At 33.3% G+C, this 20891-nt stretch carries 24 protein-coding genes; 11 read left to right on the top strand and 13 right to left on the bottom strand.

The annotated features are described in order from the left end of the window. Positions 1 to 64: 64 nt before the first annotated feature. Together NJT12_RS17840 and NJT12_RS17835 are read right to left on the bottom strand one after the other, a co-directional pair. Entirely contained in the window at positions 65 to 1042 is a 978-nt protein-coding gene (locus tag NJT12_RS17840) for a ribonucleotide-diphosphate reductase subunit beta (protein ID WP_271337277.1), read from the bottom strand. A gap of 337 nt (positions 1043 to 1379) precedes the next feature. Continuing rightward, positions 1380 to 1949 carry a DUF3109 family protein gene (locus tag NJT12_RS17835; protein WP_072964361.1) on the bottom strand — a complete coding sequence of 190 codons (570 nt, stop codon included), beginning with the start codon at positions 1947 to 1949 and terminating at the stop codon, positions 1380 to 1382. Positions 1950 to 2266: 317 nt separating this feature from the next. Here NJT12_RS17835 and NJT12_RS17830 point away from each other — a divergent pair, with 317 nt between their 5' ends. The 3 genes from NJT12_RS17830 (at position 2267) to NJT12_RS17820 (ending at position 3761) form a co-directional block, all read left to right on the top strand. Next, positions 2267 to 2845, top strand: coding sequence for a MarC family protein (locus NJT12_RS17830; protein WP_072964360.1), 579 nt, complete (start codon positions 2267 to 2269; stop codon positions 2843 to 2845). Positions 2846 to 2953: 108 nt separating this feature from the next. Beyond that, positions 2954 to 3154, top strand: coding sequence for a hypothetical protein (locus tag NJT12_RS17825; protein ID WP_017496183.1), 201 nt, complete (start codon positions 2954 to 2956; stop codon positions 3152 to 3154). A gap of 1 nt (position 3155) precedes the next feature. After that, complete coding sequence (locus NJT12_RS17820) at positions 3156 to 3761, top strand: FAD-dependent oxidoreductase (protein ID WP_271337276.1); 606 nt, start codon at positions 3156 to 3158, stop codon at positions 3759 to 3761. A 205-nt stretch (positions 3762 to 3966) separates the two neighbouring features. On the opposite strand, the gene NJT12_RS17815 is transcribed toward NJT12_RS17820, so the two are convergent. From NJT12_RS17815 to NJT12_RS17795, 5 genes are all read right to left on the bottom strand, one after another. Next, entirely contained in the window at positions 3967 to 4278 is a 312-nt protein-coding gene (locus tag NJT12_RS17815) for a hypothetical protein (protein ID WP_271337275.1), read from the bottom strand. Positions 4279 to 4348: 70 nt separating this feature from the next. Then, positions 4349 to 4714, bottom strand: coding sequence for a nuclear transport factor 2 family protein (locus NJT12_RS17810; RefSeq protein ID WP_271337274.1), 366 nt, complete (start codon positions 4712 to 4714; stop codon positions 4349 to 4351). A gap of 18 nt (positions 4715 to 4732) precedes the next feature. Next, positions 4733 to 6310, bottom strand: a complete 1578-nt coding sequence (locus tag NJT12_RS17805) for a S41 family peptidase (protein ID WP_271337273.1) — start codon at positions 6308 to 6310, stop codon at positions 4733 to 4735. Beyond that, positions 6310 to 6741 (bottom strand): deoxycytidylate deaminase, encoded by a 432-nt coding sequence (locus NJT12_RS17800; RefSeq protein ID WP_271337272.1) that lies wholly within the window; start codon positions 6739 to 6741, stop codon positions 6310 to 6312. The genes NJT12_RS17805 and NJT12_RS17800 overlap by 1 nt, the downstream gene beginning before the upstream one ends. Positions 6742 to 6746: 5 nt before the next feature. Further along, on the bottom strand, positions 6747 to 7340 hold the full coding sequence (locus NJT12_RS17795; protein ID WP_271337271.1) for a HupE/UreJ family protein: 594 nt from the start codon (positions 7338 to 7340) through the stop codon (positions 6747 to 6749). 168 nt (positions 7341 to 7508) lie between these two features. Here NJT12_RS17795 and NJT12_RS17790 point away from each other — a divergent pair, with 168 nt between their 5' ends. Beyond that, positions 7509 to 7940 (top strand): tellurite resistance TerB family protein, encoded by a 432-nt coding sequence (locus NJT12_RS17790; RefSeq protein WP_072964353.1) that lies wholly within the window; start codon positions 7509 to 7511, stop codon positions 7938 to 7940. A gap of 188 nt (positions 7941 to 8128) precedes the next feature. On the opposite strand, the gene fbp is transcribed toward NJT12_RS17790, so the two are convergent. Then, positions 8129 to 9133 (bottom strand): class 1 fructose-bisphosphatase, encoded by a 1005-nt coding sequence (gene fbp, locus NJT12_RS17785; RefSeq protein WP_271337270.1) that lies wholly within the window; start codon positions 9131 to 9133, stop codon positions 8129 to 8131. Positions 9134 to 9396: 263 nt separating this feature from the next. Here fbp and NJT12_RS17780 point away from each other — a divergent pair, with 263 nt between their 5' ends. The 3 genes from NJT12_RS17780 (at position 9397) to NJT12_RS17770 (ending at position 11798) form a co-directional block, all read left to right on the top strand. Next, positions 9397 to 9870, top strand: coding sequence for a GNAT family N-acetyltransferase (locus tag NJT12_RS17780; RefSeq protein ID WP_271337269.1), 474 nt, complete (start codon positions 9397 to 9399; stop codon positions 9868 to 9870). A 243-nt stretch (positions 9871 to 10113) separates the two neighbouring features. Further along, complete coding sequence (locus tag NJT12_RS17775) at positions 10114 to 11373, top strand: aspartate kinase (RefSeq protein ID WP_271337268.1); 1260 nt, start codon at positions 10114 to 10116, stop codon at positions 11371 to 11373. A gap of 188 nt (positions 11374 to 11561) precedes the next feature. Continuing rightward, positions 11562 to 11798, top strand: coding sequence for a hypothetical protein (locus NJT12_RS17770; RefSeq protein WP_271337267.1), 237 nt, complete (start codon positions 11562 to 11564; stop codon positions 11796 to 11798). Between the two features lie 190 nt (positions 11799 to 11988). Here NJT12_RS17770 and NJT12_RS17765 read toward each other — a convergent pair whose 3' ends face one another. The 4 genes from NJT12_RS17765 to NJT12_RS17750 all read right to left on the bottom strand — a co-directional run bounded on the left by NJT12_RS17765 (position 11989) and on the right by NJT12_RS17750 (position 16647). Further along, positions 11989 to 12306, bottom strand: a complete 318-nt coding sequence (locus NJT12_RS17765; protein ID WP_271337294.1) for a helix-turn-helix domain-containing protein — start codon at positions 12304 to 12306, stop codon at positions 11989 to 11991. A gap of 609 nt (positions 12307 to 12915) precedes the next feature. Then, a complete protein-coding gene (locus NJT12_RS17760) occupies positions 12916 to 15093 on the bottom strand; it encodes a TonB-dependent receptor domain-containing protein (RefSeq protein WP_271337266.1) in 2178 nt (725 codons plus the stop codon). 112 nt (positions 15094 to 15205) lie between these two features. Next, on the bottom strand, positions 15206 to 16267 hold the full coding sequence (locus NJT12_RS17755; RefSeq protein WP_271337265.1) for a helix-turn-helix domain-containing protein: 1062 nt from the start codon (positions 16265 to 16267) through the stop codon (positions 15206 to 15208). A 38-nt stretch (positions 16268 to 16305) separates the two neighbouring features. Then, the gene (locus tag NJT12_RS17750; RefSeq protein WP_271337264.1) at positions 16306 to 16647 is read right to left on the bottom strand and encodes a helix-turn-helix domain-containing protein; all 342 of its coding nucleotides are present in this window, start codon (positions 16645 to 16647) and stop codon (positions 16306 to 16308) included. Positions 16648 to 16826: 179 nt separating this feature from the next. Between NJT12_RS17750 and NJT12_RS17745 the strand changes: the two genes are divergently transcribed. The 4 genes from NJT12_RS17745 (at position 16827) to NJT12_RS17730 (ending at position 19456) form a co-directional block, all read left to right on the top strand. Beyond that, positions 16827 to 17054 carry a DUF5808 domain-containing protein gene (locus NJT12_RS17745; protein WP_271337263.1) on the top strand — a complete coding sequence of 76 codons (228 nt, stop codon included), beginning with the start codon at positions 16827 to 16829 and terminating at the stop codon, positions 17052 to 17054. A gap of 49 nt (positions 17055 to 17103) precedes the next feature. Continuing rightward, complete coding sequence (locus NJT12_RS17740; protein ID WP_271337262.1) at positions 17104 to 17274, top strand: hypothetical protein; 171 nt, start codon at positions 17104 to 17106, stop codon at positions 17272 to 17274. 316 nt (positions 17275 to 17590) lie between these two features. Further along, positions 17591 to 18148: a hypothetical protein gene (locus NJT12_RS17735; RefSeq protein WP_271337261.1), complete on the top strand. Its 558-nt coding sequence runs from the start codon at positions 17591 to 17593 to the stop codon at positions 18146 to 18148. 237 nt (positions 18149 to 18385) lie between these two features. Next, a complete protein-coding gene (locus tag NJT12_RS17730; protein WP_271337260.1) occupies positions 18386 to 19456 on the top strand; it encodes a glycosyltransferase in 1071 nt (356 codons plus the stop codon). Positions 19457 to 19458: 2 nt separating this feature from the next. Here the strand turns inward: NJT12_RS17730 and NJT12_RS17725 are convergent, their stop codons facing one another. Continuing rightward, positions 19459 to 20754, bottom strand: coding sequence for a porin (locus NJT12_RS17725; protein WP_271337259.1), 1296 nt, complete (start codon positions 20752 to 20754; stop codon positions 19459 to 19461). Positions 20755 to 20891 lie beyond the last annotated feature (137 nt).

Below are 20891 nucleotides of genomic sequence, written 5' to 3'. Positions count from 1 at the left end.
ATATTTATTATAAAAATTTTATTCTTTCCAGCGTTTCGAGGTAACGCTAAACTATTCTTGTTGTCTAAAAATCTGCATCAAATGAAATTTTCTGAGCATCGCTATCTGTGTTCATCACACCCGATTTTTGATACTCGGCAACACGTTTTTCAAAGAAATTGGTTTTTCCCTGAAGTGAGATCATATCCATGAAGTCAAACGGATTCGCTGATCCATATACACGCTCGCAACCTAATTCTACTAATAATCTGTCAGCAACAAATTCCAGGTATTGCGTCATTAAAACGGCATTCATACCTATTAAACTTACCGGAAGTGATTCTGTAACAAATTCTCTTTCGATGTCTAAAGCATCAACGATGATTTCTTTGATTCTTTCTTTTGGCACTTTATTGATCAGGTGATGATTGTGTAAGTGTACTGCAAAGTCACAGTGTACACCTTCGTCACGGGAAATCAATTCGTTAGAAAAAGTTAAACCTGGCATTAAACCACGTTTTTTCAACCAATAAATAGAACAGAAAGCACCTGAAAAGAAAATTCCTTCAACAGCAGCAAAAGCAATTAGTCTTTCAGCAAACGAATCTGAGTCGATCCATTTTAAAGCCCAGTCTGCTTTTTTCTTAATTGCAGGAAAAACTTCTAAAGCGTTAAACAATTCAGCTTTCTCTGCTTCATCTTTCACGTAAGTGTCAATTAATAGAGAATACGTTTCGCTGTGAATGTTTTCCATCATGATCTGGAAACCATAGAAAAATTTCGCCTCGGCATATTGCACTTCGTTTACAAAGTTCTCAGCAAGGTTTTCATTTACAATTCCATCAGAAGCAGCAAAGAACGCCAGGATATGTTTAATGAAATATCTTTCGTCTTCACTCAATTTATTATTCCAGTCAGTCAAGTCCTGGTGCAAATCGATTTCTTCGGCAGTCCAGAAACTAGCCTCCATTTTCTTGTACCATTCCCAAATATCATGGTGTTTGATAGGAAAAATAACGAAACGATTTTTATTTTCTTGTAATATTGGCTCGACTTGTGACATGGTAATTTTTGTTTAATTTTTGTATTGAATTTTTACTATTTCAATAGACTACAAAGATTGTCATTTATCGCTAAAAATGAAAGCCAAACTTATTCACAATTCGACGTAGTTTTTAACAACGCATGAAAAATGAGATATTTTTCAGACAATAATTAAATATTTGTAAATGAGGTATTTAATACCACCTTTTAAACCTAAAGCCCCTGTAAAATATAGACTTTTTGTTATAAAAAGCAAGAAATATGCAATTGTTTTTAAAAGTTTTTTTTTGAGTTAAAACTTTATTTTTTGGGTTAAAAAACAAGCTTATAAAGCAGTAACTAAAGCGTGAAGATTTTTAAGACTTTTTGAGCTCTTCGGCTACTTTTTCAAGCTCTAAATACCAGTCTTGCCCAAAGCGGCGAATCAATGCTTCTTTGACAAATTTATAGACCGGAACTTCTAATTCTTTTCCTAAAGAACAGGCATCGTCACAGATATCCCACTTGTCGTAATTAACCGCAGCAAACTCCGTAAAGTCTTTTACACGAATTGGATATAAATGACAGGAAACTGGTTTTTTCCAATCGATGATTCCCTGATTGTAAGCTTGCTCGATTCCGCAAAGAGCGGTTTTACCGTCAAAAATAACGTAGGCACAATCTTTCTCGTCGATTAACGGCGTTTCAAGATCCCCATCAGTTCCTTTTACCCAGGTTCCCTGCGCTTCGATTGCAGCAATTCCTTCTTTACGTAAGAAAGGTTTTACTTTAGGGTAAATTTCTTCCATGATTTTAGTTTCCGCTTCGCTTAAAGGCGCACCTGCATCTCCATCAACACAGCAAGCTCCTTTACAAGCTGACAAGTTGCACACAAATTCTTTTTCAAGAATATCTTCTGAAATAATGGTTTTCCCTAATTGAAACATGATAATAAAGTACTGAAATTTATAAAGTGCAAAGATAGACAAAGAAAACGGATAAAAAATCTACCACAAAGATTCACAGAGTTTTTCACAAAGATTAACAAAGAATCATTCTGTTTTTAATCTTTTTACAATTCAAGCTTTGTGAATCTTTGCGAGAATACTTTGCGAAACTCTGTGCAACAAACAATAATTGTTACATATATCACTTTTTCAACACATGTAACGTGTTTTTATAACAAAAATACATCGTGTCAAAAAAACACCTACCTTTATTATCTACCTTTGCAAAAATTTTAAACCCTTAAAATCAAAGTGATATGCTAGAAATCGACTTTAAAGAAATAATTACTGTTGGAATGGTACTTTTTGCCGTAATTGATATTGTAGGGTCGATTCCGATTATTGTGAATTTAAGAGCAAAAGTGGGACATATCGAATCTGAGAAGGCTTCGATAGTTGCAGGACTTATTATGATTGTTTTTCTTTTTGTGGGCGAAGGCTTCTTAAGCCTTATAGGCATTGATGTTCACTCATTTGCCGTAGCGGGTTCGTTTGTATTATTCTTCCTTGCTCTTGAAATGATTTTAGGAATCAGAATCTATCGCGACGAAGAGCCGGGATCAGCTTCTATTGTTCCTTTAGCATTTCCGTTAATTGCCGGAGCAGGAACTATGACTACTTTACTTTCGTTGCGTTCTCAATTTCACACCATTAATATCATAATTGCCATTATATTAAATATCATATTGGTTTATATTGTTTTAAAATCTTCTAAAAAAATCGAAACTTTATTAGGAGAAAACGGACTTGGCGTTGTTCGTAAGACATTTGGAGTGATACTTTTAGCGATTGCTGTTAAATTATTTGCTGCTAATGTTAAAGGTTTGTTTGTCTAACATTTATTTTTATAAATTTACCCCATAAAATTTCTAAAATACAACTTGAGGATATTTTTTAACATCTAAAGGTTTTACTTTATTATTTTAGGCAAATAAACAACCATTATGAAAATCTTTACTTCCATCTTAGTGCTTTTAGCATTAGCTTTAATTGTTTTTAATATTACGTTGCTAGACTTCAAAAATCCTTTTCAGGGAGATAGTGTAGTTGCTTTTATTGGAATTGCAGCTTCATTTTGTGCCGTATTGATTCTTTTGATTTTTAGAATTTCTAAAAGAATTGAAGAGAAAACAAACGGACGATAATATGTTTGAAGTTTTAATTATTGGCGGAGGTGTATCAGGCATTTCTTGTGCACTCGTTTTAGGATCTGCCAAAAACAAAGCTTTTGCAACCGATAAGAAAATCGGAATTTTTACCCACCAAAAAAGCTCTTCTTTACAAGAAGCGATCTTCTATAACGCTTATGGCATAAGACCCGGCAAATTGGGTTCGGAATTATTATTCGAAAGCACACAGCATTTAGCAATGACTTACCCTCATATTACTCAAATACAGAATGAGAAGGTAATTAAACTTGAAGGTACTTATCCTGAATTTACTGTTACTACAAATAAAGACTCATATAAAACAAAAAATATCGTTGTAGGAATTGGTTCTGCCAATACTTTTGACATTGAAGGTTTAACTCAATATATTGAACCTCATAAAAAAGCACTTCCTGAAAAACAACGTATTCAGCTTAAAAACAACGATCATAAAGTAGCCGATGGCATTTATGTTATAGGGACTTTAGCAGGCTGGAGAAGCCAACTGGCAATTGCTGCCGGAAGTGGCGCCGCTGTTGCCACAGATATTCTTACTTTATGGAATAACGGCGTACAGACCCACGCTCATGATAGTATTCGATAGAATTTAAAACATTAGTTTTTTTCATCTACCATTAAGAGATTAAGTTTATCAAGCTTGCTACATATAATACTACAAATACTTAAATATCTTATAAAATAAAACCATTAAGAGATTACGAAAATCTAGCCGTAAAGCTTAATTTTTCTTAATCTCTTAATGGTAAAATAACTGTTAAGCTAATCTCTTAATGTTAAAAAAACAAGCCTTATTTTACTGAAACAATTTCTTTTACTTTAATATGTTTCTCTGTATCGGTTTTCCAGATTTCTCCTTTTAACGAAACCTCATCACCTACTTTTAATTTCTTGTAGTTTTGTGGGCCACCAACATTTACAATGCTGATTACAGCATAATAAACCTCATTTTTAGTTGTATTGATTTTAGCCGTATAACCGTCTTTTCCAAATTCAATGGATTCAACTTTTCCTGAAATCGTATTTTTATCTTTCATACCAGCACAAGAAATCACAAATGCCATTAGTACTGCCAGAAAACTTATTCTTTTTAGATTTTTCATATTTTCTATTTGAGTTGTAAAGCTCGCTCATTTCCTAAAATGATCTGTTATATTATTTAAAATTATTGTTTTATTTTAAGACAGCACAACTTCCCGCTATTACTTTTATATTTTCTTCAAACTGTTTCCAGACTCTGATGTATCTAAAGGCTCCATTTAAAAGATTACCATCATACGTTCCTTTCAACATAACAGTTACTGTAACTACAGCCAGATCATCTATTATATTAATAATTTGATCTGACGCTTCTATTACTTCAATTTTCATTTTGCCTGAACGATATGAATTCAGATCGAATTCTTTCGTAATCGTTTGTCCGTCGGGTAAATTAAAAAGCAAATCATCGTGCAGCATTTTATCCAAAGTAGGAACATCTGCATTTTTAATGGCTGTCAGAAGCTCAATTTCAGCATTTACAATAGTTTCTATTTTCATCTGATCAAAAATTAAGGATTACTTTTTTGGATTCAAAACTGCTTTAATCATCGCATCTTCTTTCAGGATAACATCATAGTAATATAATTCTCCATAAAGCTGTCTCGCAAATTCTGCTGTAATGTAACGATTTACCAAAGCTTTGGTTTTATCTAATTTCAGATCTAAACCCGTCATTAAAATATAGGTTCTAAACTTTTTAAAATTGACGTCTGAACTTTTCATCTTAGCCAAAAACTCATTAAAATTAAGTCCTGAAAAAGCGTTTCTGTTTTTATCTAATTCTTCAAAAACAAAATGACCAACAATTCCGGTTTGCATCAAATAAGCGACGTTCTCGTTTCCGTGTTCTGCTTCTATTGGTACAAAAATGTCCGGAACAATTCCGCCACCACCGTAAACGATCTTCCCTTTTGGAGTTTTAAATTTTAAGGAATCAGCCACTTTTATACTGTCTTTTGCATAAAGTTCTCCTGATTTTATACGAGATTCTGATTCTTTAAAATATTCTTCATTTCCTTTTTTATAAGGTTTCTGGATCGATCTTCCGGTTGGCGTATAATATCTCGCCACGGTCAATCGCACCGCAGATCCGTCATTAAAATCCATTTCGCGCTGTACCAATCCTTTACCAAAAGAACGACGGCCCACAATAGTCCCGCGATCACTATCCTGAATTGCTCCAGCCAAAATTTCGCTTGCTGAGGCACTATTTTCATTGATTAAAACATAGACTTTTCCGGTTTCGAAACTTCCTGCTTTTGTGGCATATGTTTTTTCGGTAGTTCCGTTTTTATTTTTAGTAAAAACGATCAATTGTTTGTCTTTCAAAAACTCATCAGCAATTGCAATGGCTTCTTCCATATAGCCGCCGCCATTATCACGAAGATCAATAACCAAAGACTCAATTCCGCTTTGTTTCAGTCTGGTTAAACCGGTTTTGAACTCATTAAAAGTCGTTTCGGCAAAACGGTTAATTTTCATGTAACCTGTTTTATTATCGAGCAATAAAGAAGCATCCACACTTTTTATTGGGATAATATCTCGTTTTACTTTAAACTTTAGTTTCTTTTGTTCTGATTTTCTAAAAACGGTCAATTCAATTTCAGAACCTTTTATTCCTTTTAGCTTAGAGAATAAACTGTCTGAAGGCAATTTTCGCCCAAATAATTTCGTTTTTCCTGCAAATAAAATTCGGTCACCTGATTTTATTCCCGCTTTCGCCGAAGGTCCGTTTTCAATTGGTTTTATAATCGCAACAGAATCTTTATACATATAAAAATTAATTCCGATTCCAACGAAATCTCCTTTCATACTTTCAGCAACCTCAGCTTGTTCTGTTGGCGGAATATAAACAGAATGCGGATCTAGTTTTGAGAGAATATTATCTACCGTAAGATTTACAATAGAATCTGTATTGATGCTGTCAACATATTCGTTATTGATAAAATCAATCAGTTTGTTCAGCTTGGTTTTCGAGTAATTTTTAGCCAAAAGCTGATCATCAACGGGAGCGTTCATTAGGCTTCCGCTGACTATTCCCAGAGCAAAGGTAGCTCCGATAATGATTGGCAAATATTTTGAGTTTAATTTCATTACTCTTCTAAAACAGGAATATGTTCGACTTCGACACCTGCTTTTATTAAAAACTGAATTCCGGAATCATCGCGATATCCGTTTTGATACACCACTCTTTTTATTCCGGACTGGTGAATTAATTTGCTGCATTCTTTGCAAGGCGAAAGTGTAATATACAAAGTTGCTCCCTCACACGATTGTGTTGATCTGGCAACTTTCAGGATCGCATTTGCTTCGGCATGCAAAACATCCCAACGGGTTAATCCGTCTTCGTCTTCACAGCAATTCTCAAAACCGGACGGTGTCCCGTTATATCCATCAGATATAATCATTCGGTCTTTTACGATAATAGCGCCTACTTGTTTTCGCTTACAATACGAAAGTGAACCCCATTCCCTGGCAATTCTCAAATAAGCTTTATCGTATTTATTCAATTTTTTATCTTCCATTTATTTTATCTGTTCCAAATTGGGCTTTCGATAATCATAGGAATAACAACTCCTATAATAAAACCTGACATTACAAGCGCCCAATCACGTTTTGAAAAACGAAATACGGTTTGTACAATATATGATATTATCAAAACTACAAAGACCACAACTAACTGAGCTGCTTCGATTCCCAAAGCAAATTCGCCTAAAGGTAGTAATTTTGAACTAGGTGATCCTCCTAAAATAGTTTTGAAATAATTTGAGAATCCAAGTCCGTGTATAATTCCAAAAAATAAGGTTACAAAAAATACTAAATTCAATCCATCGTTTTTTGATGCTTTCCCGGCTGTAAAGAGATTAAAAATAGCCGTTATTAAAATCGTTATCGGAATTAAAAATTCAACCGTATTCACTTTTATTGCTATAATTCCAAAGACCGAAAGTAATAAAGCTAAAGTGTGGCCAATTGTAAAAACGGTAACTAAAAGCAAAATACGTTTCCAGTCTTTAAACAAATAAGGCGTTGTTAATGCAATTAAAAAAAGAACATGATCATAAGCATGAATATCTAAAACGTGCTTTAATCCTATTTGAAAATAAATCCAAAATTCTGACATACGGGTACTACTATTAATGATTAGGGGTTGTAAACTTACGATTTATTTTGAAAAATTAAAGGTGACGCAGATTAAATCAAGGAATAAAAATAAGTTAAATTTTATGAGAAAATTAAAATTAATAATTTAAAATAAAAATTATCTTTGCGATATAAAAATCAACAAATTATGCCATTTTCAGAATTATTTGATAACGAATTCAAAGAAAGAAACAGAGGTCATTTCTCTGCAATTGTTCGTGTAGCTTTTGCTGACGGCAAAGTAAGTTTAGAAGAAAAAGACTTCTTAAATAAATTAGCTTCAAGATTAGAAATTTCAGAAGACGAATATAATGAAATCCTTACGGATCCTTGGAAACATGCAATAAATCCTCCTTATTTATACACACAACGTTTAGAGCGTTTGTTTGATTTAGCGAGAATGGTGCACGTTGACCATCATTTAGGAGACCAACAAGAAGTGATGTTAACCCGTATGGGATTAGCGTTAGGTTTTACTCCAGGAAACGTAAATTATATTGTTTCGAAAGCATTGTCTTTAGTAGATAAAAAAGTAGACTTGGATACTTTTCTTTTCGAAATGGAAAATATGAACAAGTAAAAAGTTTTTCAGTTTACAGTCTCAGTCACAGTCACAGTAAACAGTTTGCTACCTTAAATAAAGAAACCCGACAGATTTTTGAAATTTGTCGGGTTTTCTGTTAGAATCCTGAACAACTTAAGACTTGAACAAAAAAACCTAACAGGTTTTAAAAACCTGTTAAGTTGTCTGAGACTAAAAACTGAGACTTATTCAGCTGCCATAAACTGTTCTGCTTTTTCGACCATATTATAGCTTCCGCAGAAAAAAGGAACTCTTTCATGCAATTCAGTTGGCTGGATTTCCATAATTCTTCCAAAACCGTCTGTTGCTTTTCCTCCAGCTTGTTCTGCAATAAATGCCATTGGGTTACATTCATATAATAAACGTAATTTCCCTTTTGGTGCTTTTGAACTTGTTGGGTATAAATAAATTCCGCCTTTGATCATATTCCTATGAAAATCTGACACCAGACTTCCAATATACCTGGAAGTATATGGTCTGTCTTCTTCTTCTCTCTGGCAATATTTAATGTAGTTTTTTACGCCTTGCGGAAAATGAACATAATTTCCTTCGTTTACAGAATATATATTTCCATTTTGAGGAAATTTCATATTCGGATGTGACAAATAAAATGTTCCGATGGCCGGATTTAATGTAAATCCGTTTACGCCATGACCGGTCGTATAAACCAACATGGTCGAAGTTCCATAAATTACATAACCTGCTGCAACTTGATTGATTCCCGGTTGTAAAAAATCCTCGCTTGTTACCGGGGTTCCTATTGGTGTAATTCTTCTAAAAACAGAAAAAATAGTCCCCACAGAAACATTTACATCAATGTTCGATGATCCATCAAGCGGATCCATCAAGATCACGTACTTATTATTATTACTGTTGTCGCTCCCCTTGACAGTAATAAATTCGTCGTTTTCTTCTGAAGCAATACCACAGACAATCTCACGGTTTATTAACGTCTGGATAAATACTTCGTTTGCATACACATCTAATTTTTGCTGGTCTTCTCCCTGAATATTTTGTTCGCCTGCGGCGCCAATAATATCCACCAATCCGGCTTTGTTGACTTTATAGTTCACGACTTTTGCCGCCAAACGTATAGAGTTGATAATTCGGGAAAGCTCTCCCGACGAATACTGAAATGCTTTTTGGTTCTCAATAATAAACTCTCCTAGTGTTTTATTGCGTTCTTCCATTACTATATCGTTGTAGTTTTTGATTATAAGTCACAAATATCGCTTTTTTTGTGAGAATGATTCAAAAATTATTTTGTTAGTTTGCCACTATTGTATATTTGCTAATTAAAGACGGGAAGTACCGAATAAAAAAATAGATTTTTAGCGAATAAACGCTTAATAATAAGAATATATGAATTGCCCTTACAAGAAATTCGTACAAGCAAATTTTTGAAATAAAAGTGGTTATCGTATATTTAGGAATAAAATTAAATTAACAGAATATGAATATTAGAAAAGGAAATCCTGAAGACATGCAATCGGTTTTGGGATTAATAAAGGAGTTGGCAATATTCGAAAAAGAACCGGAAGCTGTTGTTATAACTGTTGATGATTTAGTGCGTGATGGCTTTGGTGAAAACCCATTATTTCACATATTTGTAGCAGAAGTTGAAGAGGAAATTGTTGGAATCGCGCTTTACTATTATCGTTATTCTACCTGGAAAGGAAAAACAATTCATCTGGAGGATTTGATTGTAAAAGACAAAATGCGTGGTACCGGTTTGGGATCTGCATTGTATACTGCAATTATGAAACAAGGAAAAAAAGAGAATGTTCGAAGAGTAGAATGGAATGTTCTGGACTGGAATACTCCTGCCGTGAAATTCTATGAAAACTCAGGTGCTAAAATTCTTGAAGAATGGAGAGTAGTTCAAATGGATGAAAAGGGAATTAATTCGTATTTAGCAAAATTGTAAAAAGAAGTTTGCCACAAATTAAAATGATTTACAAGATTTTTTTTGCCACGAATTTCACGAATTAGCACGAATTAATTAGTGTAAATTCGTGAAATTCGTGGCGAACTGACACAGATTGGAAATTTTTTTTAATCTTTTTAATCTGTGACAAAATAAAGACGCACAGCTGTGCGCCTCTACAATTCAATTGGAATTTGGAGTTTAAAAAAATTGGAATTTTATAAAAAACAGCATATATAAAAAATGAGAGTATTTAAATTTGGTGGCGCATCTGTAAAAGACGCTGATGGAATTAAAAACGTTTATGACGTTTTACAAAAAGTAGGTTATGAAGATGTAATTTTAGTCGTTTCAGCGATGGGAAAAACTACAAATGCTCTTGAGGTTGTAATCAAGAATTATTTTGATAAATCGGCAGAATTGAATTCTTCTGTGCAAGAAATAAAAAAATACCACAATCAAATCTTATTGGATTTATTCGAAAATGAGAAACATGAAGTATTTACTGCAGTAAAAGCTTTATTCTCTGAATTAGAATATTTCCTGGCACATAATAAATCGCCAAATTACAATTTTGTTTACGATCAGATTGTAAGTTTTGGAGAATTGATTTCCACTACTATTCTTAGTCATTTCATGAATTTTATGGGTATTCAAACGCAATGGCTGGATGTTCGTAATTTCATTAAAACGAATGCCAATTACAGAGATGCCGAGGTTGATTGGGAAACTACCCAACAACTGATCAGTAAAAATGTGAAACGAAAAATCTTGAACATCACGCAAGGCTTTTTAGGTGCTGACGAGAATAACTTTACGACTACTCTTGGTCGTGAAGGTTCTGATTATACTGCAGGAATTTTTGCTTATTGTTTAAATGCCGAAAGTGTAACGATCTGGAAAGATGTTCCCGGTGTTATGAATGCGGATCCGCGTTATTTTGAGAATGCGAGTTTATTAAATCAGATTTCGTATCGTGAGGCGATCGAATTGGCTTTTTATGGCGCAACGGTTATTCACCCAAAAACATTACAGCCTTTACAGAAAAAAGAGATTCCGTTGTACGTAAAATCTTTTATCAACCCGTTATTAAAAGGAACCTGCGTTTCTAAAGGTGTTGATCTTGAGCCACAATATCCTTGTTTTATTGTAAAGAGAAACCAGCTTTTGATTTCGCTTTCATCAATAGATTTCTCTTTTATAATGGAAGAAAACATCAGCGAGATTTTTGGATTATTTCATGAATTCAAACTAAAAGTAAATTTGATCCAGAATTCGGCGATTAGTTTTTCTGTTTGTGTAGAAGATAAATTCGAAAATTTCACGGAATTAAATGCGATACTTTCTAAAAAATTCAAAGTAGATTTTAATGAAAATGTAACTTTATATACGATTCGTCACTTTACAGAACAAGCAGCACAAACTGTCGAAGACAATAAAGTGGTTTTACTAAAACAAGTAAGCCGTGAGACGATGCAAATCGTTACGAAAGAGATTAATTAAATCATCTTTACTCCGTTAATTAGTTAATTCACATACCTGAAAAGGCTTCACTAATAAGTGGAGCCTTTTTTATTTCTTAAGAAACTACAGTACTCTATAAATCATTATTAAAAAAAACGAAAAACAATCAGGCTATAAATAATTTACTAAATTTACTCGTATTTGTCTAAAGTTAAAAATACTTAATCATGGAAGACAACAATGATCCAGGCGAAGAAGTCAAAAGGGAATGGGAAAATGATCCTAAAAATTGGATCTGGGGAATGTTTTATTACAATCCGAAAGACAAACGACAATACTTCCTTAAGAAAATGAAAGAACTTGGGTGGCATGCTAATTATGCACATCCAAACAATATAATTATCATTTCATTATTATTTGCTATAATTCTAATCTTCATAAAATATGCTAAGCATAAACAATAGCATCATTATTATACTTTTCTAAGCTAATTTCCATGACAACATTTTACGATGTAAATCTATTACACCATATTTCCTGATATATTAAAATAATATTAATATCAGTTTTGATTTAGCTTTAAGACTTAAAAAACAGAAACATTTTCCAAATCGAATGTTTACGGAAAGCCTTCATCAATAAGTGAAGCCTCCCTTATTTCCTTCTCCCATTTTGAGTAATTATAATTTTAAGGTCTTCGATTTGCACTTCGTATTTTTTTATGATTTTTCTGTAACCATTTATTACTTCATTTTCCGTCAAAGGTTCTTCATTCATCAAATCTCCGCTTAGCCAGGATTTCGATTCTTTCCTCACCAAATCTTCCTGAATTATTTCAAAAACTTCGCAGATTTTATTAAAATGACTGGCCCACGAATTGCTTTCTCCTCTTTCCATTCGTGAATAGGCAGATAACGATATACGTAAAAAATCTGCCACTTCTTCTTGTGACAGATTTTTAGACCGCCGCAGCTATTTAAGCTTATTTCCTATAATTTTATTCATAATTAACAGTTTTAGCGAATTAAATATAATAAATATTTTACAATATACTGAATATAGGTTTAAAATAACCGATTTTCGGTTGAGACTTTTTTAAAATTATAGATAGATTTGCGATATTAAATTAATGTATCAGGAAAAAAAATGTATTAGAAAAAGTGAAAATCACGAAAAGATTTAACATCAAAATAAAAAGATGAATTATCCAGCCCTTTTCCCGTCAATCATTGTTATAATAATTGCTTTGGGATACCGATATTTAAATAACAAAAAATAAGCTAAACAAAATCGAAATAATTCGTCGCACAAATGGAGCACAACAACAAACCCTCTGAAGAAGAAAAAGACAAATGGCGAAATGATCCAAACAATTGGGTTTGGAGGCTTTTTTTTACAACCCCAAAGACAAAAGATTATTTCTCCTAAAAGAATAAAATATATAGGATGTACCATTAATTTCGGTAATCCCAACTCTGTTTTCTTTGCTGTAATACTTGTATTTACTTTGTATCTTTTATCCCGATTTACAAATTAGATCCTACTATTAAAAGCAGCTGAATTCATAAAGCTATTTTGCCTTTACCTCGCTCTATTATTCTCACTTTGCTCAATCTCTGACTTTTTATAATTTGCTTTTTTTGAGTTGCCAAAATTGTAAGTCGCAATCAGTTTAAAATACTGTGTTGTTAAGGTTCGATGATAATAAATTTCAGTCTGTCCAACGTTATAATCGCCTGAAAGCCTAAAACCATGAAAGAGATCATTTGCGATAAAATTGAGCTTTAAGGCATCTTTAAAAAAGTTTCTTTCTATTCCTATTGCTACTGTCGATCTACTATCGTCATGACGTAATCCGTAACTTTTATCTCCTAAATACCACGCTAATACTTGTATTTTGAACCAATCAGGAATGGTAAATGTATTATTCGAATACAAATATATTTGTGGCTTTACGGCTCCCGATGTATATTCATAAAAATTATCCACAGCTTTACTCACATTCAGACTTATGGTATTGGTAGAACTCCACCATTTATTGGCAAAAGACCTTGAAACCGAGGTAAATAAAGTATGTTCTTTCTCTAAATTCAGAGATCTTAAAACATAACTATCGGGATTATCGCCTCGCAATGCAGCTCCGGAAATTGGATCAATTTTGTAGGTATATCCTAATTTAAAATCAAATTTCTCATACAGAGCACCAATTTCGAAAGCATGTGTCTTTTCAGGCAATAAATTAGGATTTCCTTCTATGGTCGTAAAAGGATCCTGATAAATTACAAATGGGTTTAATGCTTGATATCTTGGTCTGGTGATCCTTGAAACATACGAAAAATGCATTTTCAAATCTTCTGAAAAATCCATATTCAAAAGTAGATTTGGGAAAATATTCGTGTAGTTTTTATTAAATTTCTGAATCCCATTTGCATTTGTATACAAATCATAATTTGTTTTTTCGGCTCGTGCGCCAACTGAAAAATTGATTTTTTGGCTGAATGTGCTTCCATAATTCAAATACGCCGCACTAATTTTTTCGCTGTATTTAAAATCACTCGAAAGCAGATCATCAAATTCAAAATTCAAATCGTCTGTATCTGCAGTTAGAAAATCAGTCCCTGACTGTATTTTTGCCTGACTCCATTTCAATCCCATTTCGAGCTTTGTATTTTCACTTATCTTTTTCGAATAATCAGCTTGTACAGCGATAATATTTATAGTGCTTCCCACATTATTCTTCAAATATCTTCTCTCATTTATTGCATCGAGAAAACTATTTTCTTCAATAAAATCCTTTACAGTTCCGTTATAATTAGAATATTGAGATCCTATAAATAATGACGAACCTTTGCTGTCTGTGATTGTATTGTAATTTAGATTTACGAATTGGTTGAGCAAAACATCATTTTTGGCAATATCCGTGGCATAAAAACTTGTTCCTGAATTAGTATCTATTGCATTCCTGCTTTCTACAACGCCTCCCAGATCTTCAACATTACCGTTGTAAGCCATTGAAATATAACTTTTTTCAGAAAAGGTATATTGCAGTCCAAGCACAAAATTAGAGTAATTATTAAATTGTCTTTTCCATTCTGTTGTTAGTTCAGATCGCATATAGTCATCAGGATTTGGCCTTGTTCTTGTTGTATACAACAATTCCCTGCCTTTGCCCAATTGCAATCCGTAATTGGTTATAAAAGAAAACTTTCCTTTGGTATAATTAAAATCGAGAAGTGTATTGGTACTTGCTCCTGCAAATTTAGAAACCGTCACATGTTGGCTCGCCGTTCCTTTTGTACCATTTTCGATATTTCGTTTTGTAATTATATTGATTACCGCTTTTCCTTCGGCATCATATTTTGAGGATGGATTTGAGATGATTTCAATTTTTGAAATTTGCGAAACCGGAATTGCCGCAAAACGTTCATAATTAATCAATATTCCGTTAAGGTAAATAATCGCTTCGCCTTTTCCGAGAACACTTATTTGTCCTTCGGCTACAATAACATTAGGAACTCTGCCTAATAATTCGTTTACGGAGCTGCTTGTCGAAAGCAACGTATTGGCCACATTAACATCGATTGTTCCGTTTGCTGAATATTTAACTAATGAAGTCTGCCTTTTAATAACAACTTCGTCTAACTCATTATTTTGATTTGTAATTTTCTCAGGAATTGTTGGCTTGGATTGTGCATTTATTTCTAAGGCACAAAAAAGGAAGCAATAAGTGTAAATGAAAACAGAAACTAGGAATCTCATAGATTTGGCAATTTAAAATTTGACTTTGTTGAGACAAAAGTCAGTTCTAAATCGCAATAGGAGGTAACCAGAATAGAAATCAGGAGTACGAATTTATAAACCTATACTCCCTCTAAGCCTGTAAAGCTTGATTTTGATAGTTGGATGGAGTGGTTCCGGTATGTTTTTTAAAAGCTGCAAAAAAAGTAGATTTAGAATTAAAACCGACATCATACCCAATAGATTCTAAAGTTAGTTTGTCGTTTGAAATCATAATTTCGCAAGCTTCTTTGATCCTGTATTCGTTTACAAAACTGGTAAAGTTCTTCCCCAGATTATTATTCAAAAATTGTGATAATTGATGACTTGAAATATTTATTTCTTTAGACAAGTCCTGTAATGTAAGATTGGGATTTTTATACAAAGTCTTTTCGTTCATTACACTTTCGAGTTTTTGTGTAAAAATCTCGGCTTCTGTTGAATCTATTTTTTTACCGGAATTCTTTGATCCGTTTAATAAAAACAAATCATCCGTTTTTTTACGATATAAAAGGACAGAAATAATTAAATAGAACATAATCGAAAAAACAATTGCTCCACTAATATAAGTAGCTGCCGGAGCACGCATTATGGCAAGAAAATAAAAAAAGAATAAAAGGAAATTGCCAAAAAAAAGCATCCCGAACCACATTTCTGCCGGAGTTGTTTTGTGTTTTCTATTTACGATTTTTGCTAATATTTCTCTGATCGTAAAACCAGAGAAAATAATATGAGCAATCCATTGAAAATAAATAATCCATATAAAAATTTGGTTCCAAAGCAAAGGATAATATTCATACGGATAAATAATTCCGACCGAAACAATCAATATTGCCCAGAATAAAAGTATGAGTTTCCAGGATTTGGGCATTATATTAATTTCAGCAACGGCTGATTTCAGGAAAAAATATAAAAAGGGACCAATAAAAAAGCAAGCGGTTAACCCAAATTGCAAATACATTTTTGGCAACGTGGGATTAAAATACACAAACACCGATTTCCCAATTCTGATACTCAAGGCAAATAAGAGCGCACCCAGAAAATAATTGGTCAGGTATTTTTTTCTGGTAAAAAAGAAGAAATACACGCCCAAAATAATTCCGTTGAAAACTCCTAAGGCACTAAAAAAAAATAAGAGTTCCTTACTGGTATCCATAAATTACGTTTGTTATATTCTGACAAAGCTAAAAAAATTTATGAATTCAGCAGTTTTTTATTGTTCTTCAAATCCTTAATTACTTTTTTCAATTCTTTGATTCGTTCTTCATAATGTTCTATTACAGTATGAGATAATTCAGGAATCGCATTATCAGAAGGTCCTGTTTTATGGCTACTTTCTACCTTCAATAACTCTTCAGGAGCTATTCCGAAAATTTTACAGATTTTTAAAATATGAATTGCCCAAGTATGACTTTCGCCATTTTCCATTCTTGCATATGCTGATTGTGACATATTAAGATAATCTGCCATTTCTTCCTGCGACATCTTTTTATCTTTTCGAAGTGTCTTGATTTTATTCGCTACAACAATATTCATAATAAACAGAGTTTTCCTTACAAAACAATAGAGGACAGTTTTATAAATATATACTCACAAAGGATTTATTATTTTTAAATAAAAAATACCTATAAATTACGTATTAAAAATACCCGATAATCACATAAAACAAACGCTCACAAAGTAGTAATTTAGACATGCTGAAAAACAAGTAAATAATGAACTATAACAATAATCCCAGTGAGGAAACTCAGAACGAATGGAATAATGATCCTAATAATTGGATTTGGGGAATTTTCTATTACAATCCAAAGGATAAAAGATTGTTTCCGCCAAAACGAATGAAACAAATGGGATGGACCATTAATTTTGCAAATCCAAACTCTGTATTTTTAGTCATCGTTATTATTGCCATTCTTCTTGTTATATCGGAACATATTAAATAATTCAGGCAAAAAAACAAATGATCATACCGGATCAATATTCATTGACAACATGAAATTCTTTATATTCAAATACAGCATGGCTATTATTAGCTGTCTTTATTTAGCATACTTCTTTTATAAACCGGATCATACCGGAAATCTGATAAAAACGGCAACCTCTCTTGTTCTGGCACTTTCGATATCTGTATGTATGTACAATCAGATAAAAAGCCGAAAATAGTTTTTAAACAAACTCTCAAGACTTGAACTTGAGAATTATCTGCAATAGATAAGTCTGTCAAAAATGAGTTCTCCACTGTCGGATTTCAAATACCTAAAGGTTTTAAGGAGGGACAGAATATAGTCTTGGAATTATTTTTCACAAAAATATATTACGCAATTTTCGAATGTAATTTTAAATTATCAAGTCCTGCAAAGTAAAACAGAATCTGTCGTTCACAGTGGCAACGTTTAGCTTCGTGCTTATTTTTAACAGTTTACGAAAAACGTATTAATAAATTGACTAATTTTAATTAAAATTTAAAAATTGTAACCTTATGAAAAAATTATTATTACTTTGCTTTATGGTTGTGTTATCCTCTAATTTCTATGCACAGGAAACAGCTGTAAAAGATGCAAAAAGCAAAACTACTGCTACCGCTAAAAAAACAAAAGCAACTGCAGATAAGGCAGCAACTGATGCTAAAAAAGAAGCCACAAAATCTAAAAAAGCAGCGAAGGATGCTACTGACGCTTCAGCATCTGCAAAAAAAGAAAGTGCCGCAGCAACTAAAAAAGCTGCCGACAAAGACGCAGCAAAAGCAAAAAGTGACGCTACTAAGGCGTCAAAAAAAGCTACTACAGCAGCAGAAAGTGCAAAAGCTGACGTAAAGAAATCAGCAACTAAAGCTGATGCTACAGCAAAAACGGCTAAAAAAGATGCTACAGCAACGGCTAAAACAGCAACTAAGACTGTAAAGGAAACTAACGAAAAAGCGCCAAAAGTAGCAGACAAGGTTACTGGCGAATACAACGGAAAAAAAGTATACACCGGACCAAAAGGTGGTAAATACTACATTAACAAAAACGGAAACAAAACGTATATTCAGGATTAATAATAATTTTACAGATATAGATAAGGAGCTAATAATAGCTCCTTTTTTTTTGAAAAATAATTAAGAAAACATTAGTTAACATATAAGTAACCTTGCTCAATTAGCATTATTTTTCTTTAACGGTTTTAAAGGATTATTGAGTCATGATGAGATTCCAGAGTTAATAATTTAGTAATATGTGCGAAATAACATAAAAAACATATTTCTCTATCTTCGTTTTTAAAAAGCGTTAAAACTATGAGCATTGACTATTCTGCGAACAAAACAATTTTAGTTGCTCCATTAAACTGGGGATTGGGCCACGCCACAAGATGTATCCCGATTATAAAAGCGCTTCAGGAAAACAATTATATTCCAATAATAGCCTCTGACGGTGTCGCACTGGCACTATTACGAAAAGAGTTTCCATACATTCAAACACTCGAATTACCCTCTTATCATATTGAGTATGCGAAGAATGGTAAAAATTTTAAATGGAAACTGATCAAAAATTTACCCAAAATGATCGTTGCAATTCTCGACGAGAAAAAAATAGTAAAGCGCTGGATCAAAAAGCACGGAATCGACGGAATTATTTCTGATAACCGACTTGGGGTTTTCAGCAAAAAAGTCCCTTCGGTTTTTATGACTCATCAGCTAAATGTCATGACGGGAAATACAACTTGGTTTACCAGTAAATGCCATCAGCATATTATAAAGAAATATACTGAATGCTGGGTTCCCGATACAAATGAGCAGACAAATTTAACGGGAGATCTTGGCCATCTTAAAACAACTGATCTTAATCTAAAATATATTGGTCCTTTAAGCAGAATGCGCAAAAAGGAAACACCTAAATTGTATGATCTGATGATTATTTTATCAGGTCCGGAACCCCAACGCACTTTCTTAGATGAAAAACTGCAAAAAGAGGTTTTGAACTACAAAGGCAAGGTTGTTTTTATACAGGGCATTGTCGAGAAAACACAAACCAAATGGCAAGCCGGAAATGTCACGTATTATAATTTCATGAACTCGAAACAATTAGAACAAACTTTTAATGAGAGTGATTTTGTTTTATGCCGTTCTGGTTACACTACTGTAATGGATTTAGCAAAACTAGGAAAAAAAGCTTTTTTCATCCCTACTCCCGGACAATACGAACAAGAATATTTAGCAATCAAACTTCAGGAAGAAAACCTGGTACCGTATGCAATGCAAGACGCCTTTACAATTGAAGATCTTTCAAAAGTAAAGTCGTTTAAAGGTTTAACTCAGTTTAACGATACCATTGACTGGGATTCGTTATTTACGGTTTTTGAGGACTAATTTTAGAAATTAAACTGTGCCTGCAATCGTAACAAATTACCTTGCTGACGGTTTATTGGAAGCACGCTGTCTTCAAAAGTCCTGTCTGCGATAACATATTCTGCCGTAAGTTCAAAAGCTTTAAAAGGCTGCCATTCTATACCAATTTCATAATCTCTGACAACATAACTTCTGGCATCTTTTTCATACTTTTTTCCTCCGTCATAATATTGAAATTTAGCAAAAGGATATAAGTGCTGCTTTTTTATATCTAATTTATAATTCAGTAATATATAACCTCCGTTCAAATCTGTTTCATCAACCGTATTGGTTACGGTATTGTAACGAGGTCCGGTACCTATATTATATTCTGTCTGGATCCCAAAAGGTCTTGGGTACAAAACAAATGTTGCCCCTACTCTTTGATCTTTTACATATTGTGGATCGTTAACTTTTACTCCTGGTGAAATTTCGCCGGTAAAAGCCCATTTTCCGGTATATGCCTGAATTCCCGGCTCGATAATCTGACTGCCAATAACAAAAGGATAAGTCAGTCTCGTGACAACATTCAGATCCCGGTTACCATCCAGTTTATTGGCTATTTGACCATTATAAACCCCAAAGGCAAAAACTCCAAAATCGCCTGAACCTTTATAACCATCTTTTACCAACATAGCAAAACGCTCTCTGATTTTGGCTGGCGCCCAGTAAAAGAAAAGCCCTAAATCGCGTTCGTTTAATATTGCGCTGTTCATGGCATCATTTCTATCTAATGCCAACCTAACGGAGCTTGACTGCATGTTTTCGAAACCATAAGGAATTTTACTTTGTCCTACACGAACACGGTATTCCTTTTTCTTATCAAAAGAAAGATCGAAATACAAGTCCCGAATCTGAACAAAATTCTGGATTCCGGTACTTGGCGAACTCGCAAAATCAGGTTGAAAATAGAAAAATACATTTGGATGTACCTGACCGGAAAATACTAGACGTGCACGACGGATAAAAAGTCCGTTGTTTGATTTTGCATCCGGTTCCGTAGAAGTCGTTCCCCAGGATTTGTCACATTGCTCGCAGGAAACTTTATCATTTGTAGAAAACAAACCATTGTATCTTATTTGTGCATAACCTCGCAACGAGATTCTGTCGTACCAATGTTCTTCACTACTAACTCCAGATTTGGTATCCGGAAGTTTTGCTTTATTGATAGAATCTAAAATACGCATTACTTCGTTTTTTACATCCTGTTTATTCAGATCCTGAGCAATTGCTGCGAAATTCATCAGCAATAAAACGGCCACTAATTTTCTTTTTATCATCCTTTCTGTAATTCCCTTAATTTTACGATGCAAAGATGCCGCATCAATGTTAAGAAATCATTAACAGGATGTTACTATAATAAAAATTTAATGTTATGAGGTTTTACTGTAAATTGATTAATTGTTAAAACGTCATA

The sequence above is a fragment of the Flavobacterium azizsancarii genome (assembly GCF_027980145.1).
GTDB classification, from domain to species: Bacteria; Bacteroidota; Bacteroidia; order Flavobacteriales; family Flavobacteriaceae; genus Flavobacterium; species Flavobacterium azizsancarii.
Note: the sequence above shows the minus strand (reverse complement) of the source record. Positions and strands in the feature narration are given on the sequence as shown.